This window comes from Polaromonas sp. P1_E3 (assembly GCF_056405935.1).
In genome coordinates, this window is sequence record NZ_JBFUBD010000177.1 from 1 (window position 1) to 5607 (window position 5607).

5 protein-coding genes are annotated in these 5607 nt (G+C 60.7%); all 5 read right to left on the bottom strand.

Annotated elements, in window-relative coordinates; genetic code table 11:
* Positions 1 to 53: 53 nt before the first annotated feature.
* Entirely contained in the window at positions 54 to 1022 is a 969-nt protein-coding gene (locus tag AC1D0Z_RS15145) for a Bug family tripartite tricarboxylate transporter substrate binding protein (protein ID WP_477659050.1), read from the bottom strand.
* A gap of 96 nt (positions 1023 to 1118) precedes the next feature.
* Positions 1119 to 2633, bottom strand: a complete 1515-nt coding sequence (locus tag AC1D0Z_RS15150; protein WP_477659051.1) for a tripartite tricarboxylate transporter permease — start codon at positions 2631 to 2633, stop codon at positions 1119 to 1121.
* Between the two features lie 12 nt (positions 2634 to 2645).
* On the bottom strand, positions 2646 to 3131 hold the full coding sequence (locus tag AC1D0Z_RS15155; RefSeq protein WP_477659052.1) for a tripartite tricarboxylate transporter TctB family protein: 486 nt from the start codon (positions 3129 to 3131) through the stop codon (positions 2646 to 2648).
* Positions 3132 to 3302: 171 nt separating this feature from the next.
* Positions 3303 to 5105 (bottom strand): type IV pilus assembly ATPase TfpB, encoded by a 1803-nt coding sequence (tfpB, locus tag AC1D0Z_RS15160; RefSeq protein WP_477659053.1) that lies wholly within the window; start codon positions 5103 to 5105, stop codon positions 3303 to 3305.
* A gap of 54 nt (positions 5106 to 5159) precedes the next feature.
* Positions 5160 to 5607: spermidine synthase (locus AC1D0Z_RS15165; RefSeq protein WP_477659054.1), on the bottom strand; the 448-nt coding region annotated here is incomplete at its 5' end.

Here is a 5607-nt window from a genome sequence, read left to right on the forward strand (position 1 = left end):
AAGTAAAACTGATGGGCCTCGTCGCAGCAGGCACCGCAATGCGGTGGAGGGCGTCAATCCGCGCTGATTTTCCGCTCGACGATGATTTTCTTCCACTTGGCCGTGTCTGTTTTCACCATGGCCGCAAAGGCCTGCGGCGTGCCTCCCGTGGGTTCAGCCCCCAGCCTGGCGAAGCGGTCTTTCACGTCGGCATCGGCCAGGGCCGCATTCACGGCCTGGTTGACCTTGCCTGCCAAGTCCGGCGGCATGCCTTTCGGGCCGTAAACCCCGAACCAGGTCACCGACTCAAACCCCGGCAAGGTCTCCGCCACCGCAGGCAGATCGGGCGCGAGCGCCGTGCGTTTGAGACTGGTGACCGCAAGGACCCGCAGCTTCCCGTCTTTCACGTGCGGCATGCCGGTGACGAAAGAGTCGAAGAGCACGTCGATCTTGCCGCTGATCAGGTCCGGCATGGCCAGCGCCGTGCCGCGATAGGGGATATGCAGGATGAAGGTTCCTGATTGCGCCTTGAAGTACTCGCTGGTCAGGTGGATGATGGTGCCGTTGCCGCTGGACGCATAGTTCAGGCGCCCGGGATTTTTGCGCGCATGGTCGATGAACTCACGCATGGTTTTTGCCGGCGAGGTGTTGGGCACCAGCACCACGTTGGGCGAACTGGCCACATAGGCAATCGGCGTGAAGTCGGTTTCTGCGTTGTAGGGAATCCGCGGGTTGATGGCCGGCCCGATACTGTGGGTGCTGGATGTGGCCAGCAGCAGCGTGTAGCCGTCCGGTGCCGATTTGGACGCCGCGTCTGCCCCGATCGTGCCGCCGGCGCCCGGCCGGTTTTCAACCACGACGGTCTGGCCGATTTTCTCGCCCAGCTTTTGCGACAGGGCCCGCGCCAGGATGTCCGTCGCGCCGCCCGCCGGAAAGGGCACGATCATGCGAATGGGTTTGGACGGATAGTTCTGGGCCATGGCGGGACCCGCGAGAGTCACGGCAGAAGCCGCAGCCAGGGAAATAATATGTCTACGTTTCATCTGGCCATTGTGCAACGGTTTTGGAGACCGACTATGTAGCAAACAGGCAAAACAAAAGGCACCCGAAGGTGCCTTTTCCGTAGCGCTTCACGCAGCTCAGTCGGCTTCGACGAAGGCTTCTTCCCGCTTGTTCTTGATGCTTGGCAGCAGCACAATGACCAGCAGCAGCACGGCGGCTCCCAGCAGTCCCGCCGAGAGGGGACGGGTTACAAACACGCTCCAGTCGCCGCGCGAGAGCAGCAAGGCCCGGCGCAGGTTCTCCTCCATCATGGGGCCCAGGATGAAGCCCAGCAGCAAGGGGGCGGGTTCGCAGCCCAGCTTGACGAACAGGTAACCGATCACACCAAAAATACCCACCATCCAGATGTCGAAGGTGTTGTTGTTGGTGGAGTACACGCCAATCGCACAGAACAGCACGATAGCCGGGAACAGGTAGCGGTAGGGCACGGTCAGCAGCTTGATCCACATGCCGATCAACGGCAGGTTCAGGATCACGAGCATCGCGTTGCCGATCCACATSGAGGCAATCAGGCCCCAGAACAGTTCGGGGTTGCTGGTCATCACCTGCGGGCCGGGCTGGATGTTGTGGATCGTCATGGCGCCCACCATCAGKGCCATCACGGCGTTGGGTGGAATACCCAAAGTGAGCAACGGGATGAAGGAYGTCTGCGCGCCGGCATTGTTSGCCGACTCAGGSGCGGCCACGCCGCGGATGTTGCCCTGGCCAAAAGGTACTTCGCCCGGCTTCATCTTGATCTTCTTCTCGAGCGCATAGCCGGCGAAAGCAGCCAGCAGGGCGCCGCCGCCGGGAAGGATACCCAGCGCTGAACCCAGGAAGGTGCCGCGCAGCACGGCGGGTGCCATGTTCTTGAAGTCTTCCTTCGTCGGGAACAGGCCCGAGACCTTGGCGGTGAAAACCTCGCGCTCATGCTCGGGCTGCGCCAGGTTGCTGATGATTTCGCCGTAACCGAACACACCCATGGCGATGGTCACGAAGCCGATGCCGTCGGTCAGTTCGGGAATGTCGAAGCTGAAACGGGCAACGCCGGAGTTCACATCGGTGCCCACCAGGCCCAGCAGCAGACCCAGCACGATCATGGCAATTGCCTTGAGCAGCGAACCCGAAGCCAGTACCACAGCGCCGATCAGGCCCAGAACCATCAGGGCAAAATATTCAGCAGGGCCGAACTTGAAAGCCAGTTCAGTCAAAGGCGGCGCAAATGCGGCCAGGATCAAGGTGCCCACGCAACCGGCAAAGAAAGAGCCCAGGCCTGCCGCGGCAAGTGCAGGCCCGGCGCGGCCTTTTCTTGCCATCTGGTACCCGTCAATACAGGTCACCACCGAAGAGGATTCCCCTGGCAGATTCACCAGGATGGCGGTGGTCGAGCCACCGTACTGGGCGCCGTAATAGATGCCGGCCAGCATGATCAGCGCGGACACCGGCGGCAACGCGTAGGTTGCCGGCAACAGCATGGCGATGGTGGCCACGGGACCGATGCCGGGCAACACACCAATCAGGGTACCCAGAATACAGCCGATCAGGCAATACAACAGATTGATCGGCGTGAATGCCACGCCAAAACCGATCGACAAATGATTTAGCAATTCCATTTTTTATTCTCCTTAGCCGATAAAGAATGGCCAGACCGGGAACTGCAACTTGAGCAGGACGACGAAAGCGAGGTAGCTGCCGATGGCCAGCACCGTCGCAAGAATGAAGGTGTTTTTGACTTTCCAGCCCTCTTCCGCCATGCTGGAAATGAAGGTCAATGCATAGATCGCCACGATCATGCCCATGGCCGGGATCTTGATGCTCGGCAACCCGGCCAGCAAAATGCCAAAGACCAGATTGGCCAGGATGATGAAGATGAGGGGCTTCCAGGCCCACTTGCCGATCTTGTCCCCGCCCACGGTTTCCACCACCAGCGCCTTGAAGGTGATTGCGGCACCCAGAACAGCCATCAAAATACCCAGCATGAGGGGGAAGTACCCCGGTCCCATGCGCGCGCCTTCACCCACGTTGTAGGTGGTAGCCCCCCATGCAAACGCCACACCGACGCCCATGAACATGAGGCCGGAGAAAAAGTCTTTCTGACTCTTGATATTCACGGCTGTCTCCTCAATACATATAAAAGAAAGAATCGGTGGATTGTGCATTCAATCGCCCAGCCCCCGCCATGTGGCTTTCACTTACCTTTCGCAATCTTTTGGCTTACCTCTTGCTTACATTGAGGCCATGCCCTGTGAAAACCCGCAGTACCGGAACTGGATCGCGGTCTCTCAGGACAAAGGCGGGGTGGAGGCCAGAATTTCCTCGATGGTTGTCAGGCCTTCTGCCACCTTCAGCGCGCCGGCCAGCCGAAGCGGGCGCATGCCTTCGCTGACCGCCTGGCGGCGCAACGCATCGATATTGGGCTCTTTCGAGACTTTTTCCTTGAAGCCTTCCGTGACGGTCAGCAGCTCATAAAGCCCCATGCGCCCGCGAAATCCGGTCATCCGGCAATCCACACAGCCCACCGGCTTGTACGGCCGGTAACCGCCGCTGATCTGCCAGGGTTTGACCAGATCGGCGAGCGTTTCTCGTGAGGCGGCTTCGTCAGGCTGGCGGCAATTGCTGCACAGGGTACGTACCAACCGCTGGGCCAGCACACCCAGTAATGTGGCATTGATCAGGTAGGAAGGAACACCGARCTCCATCAGGCGGGACACCGCGGACGGGGCGTCATTGGTGTGCAGCGTGCTGAAAACCAGGTGGCCGGTCAGCGCCGCCTGCACGGCCATCTCAGCCGTCTGCAGATCGCGGATTTCGCCCACCATGATGATGTCCGGATCCTGCCGCATCAACGCGCGCAGCCCTTCGGGAAAATCAAAGTCCAGATGCGCCTGGACCTGCGTCTGGTTAAAGGAGGCCTCGATCATTTCGATCGGGTCCTCAATCGTGCTGACGTTGACCTCTTCAGTCGCAAGCCGCTTGAGGGTCGAATACAAGGTGGTGGTCTTGCCGGAACCAGTGGGGCCGGTGACCAGGACAATGCCGTAGGGCCRCTTGACCAGTTGCTCCCAGCGCTCGGCGTCGTGCTGGGAAAACCCCAGCCCGTCCAGGTCCTTGACGGTGGTGTCCGGGTCAAAAATCCGCATCACCATTTTTTCGCCAAACGCGGTAGGCAGGGTCGACAGCCGCATTTCAATTTCGTCGCCGCGCGGATTGCGGGTCTTGATCCGGCCGTCCTGCGGGCGGCGCTTTTCCACCACGTCCATGCGGCCCAGCAGCTTGATGCGGGCGGTCATGGCGTTATGCACGCCCATCGGCAACTGGTAAACCGGATGCAACACACCGTCGATGCGAAAACGGATCACGCCCTGCTCGCGACGCGGCTCCAGATGGATATCGCTGGCGCGCTGGTCGAACGCATATTGCCAGAGCCAGTCCACCACCTGCACCACGCCCTGGTCGTTGGCGTCCAGCTGCTTGTTGCTTTTGTTCAGTTCGACCAGTTGCTCAAAGCTGGCAGACCCTGAATTACCACCCGACTTGGTGGCGGCCTTGACCGATTTGGCCAGCGCAAAAAACTCGGCGGTGAACTTGGTGATTTCCAGCGGACTCGCGACGACCAGCCGCACGCTGCGCTTGGCCTGCCGTTCGACTTCCTGCACCCAGTCGGTGATGAACGGCTCGGAAGTGGCAATGACCACTTCGCTGGACGTCACCTGCACCGGCAAAACCTTGTGGCGCTCGGCATACATGGCAGACATGGTGTCCGCCACCTTGCCCACATCCACCTTGAGCGGATCAATCCGCAGGTAAGCAAGGCCAGCCCGTCCGGCCAGCCACTGCGTGATGGTTTCCATGTCCAGGGGTTTGCCATCCGCCAGACGTGTCATGCCGACGCTGGCAAGGCGGGTCAGCGGCGGCTGCGCGCTTTGCACCTGCGAGCAACGCGCAATCGTCCGCTGCGCTTCGGTAGCGCTGATCACACCATCTTCGCTAAGCCATTCAACCAGCATGCGCCAGTCCAGCGGCCCGGCGTGGGTCTTTTTAGCGTGCGGGTCTTTGGAGTGTTTGGGGTGCGTCACGGCGCTCATGGGTCGCACTGTACCCCATCCGCAGCGGTCTTTACCACCTGCGCCGACGCATCGCTAAGCCACTGGCGCGAAGAGCCGCAACCATTTTTTGGCGGGCAAATCCCAGCGCGACTCGATGACGCCGGCTTGCTGCAGAAGGTCAGCCCGTTCGGGACGGGTCGGATCGCGTTGGGCCAGCACCACAGTATTGCCCTCACGCGTGGGCCGAAACGCCCAGACCGCCTCGGGCCCAAACGCTTCCGCGATTTTTGTCAGCGACTGCACGTAACTGGAGTCACGGCCAAAAAGGTTCACGGTCATCACGCCGTCTTCCGCAAGAAGCCCCCGGCAGTCCTCGTAAAAATCCGCGCTGTCCAGCACAGGCGCCGCCGCTTCGTGGTCATACAGGTCGACATGCAGCAAGTCCACCGTTCCCTGGTGCACGGGCTTTTTGATTTCCTGCGCCGCATCGGCCTCAATGACATGCAGCCTGAGGTCATCCCGCGGCAGCTTGAACCAGAGC

Excerpts from the sequence above, each read along its gene's own strand:
- AC1D0Z_RS15145 (WP_477659050.1), bottom strand. The coding sequence starts at position 1,022 with ATGAAACGTAGACATATTATTTCCCTGGCTGCGGCTTCTGCCGTGACT.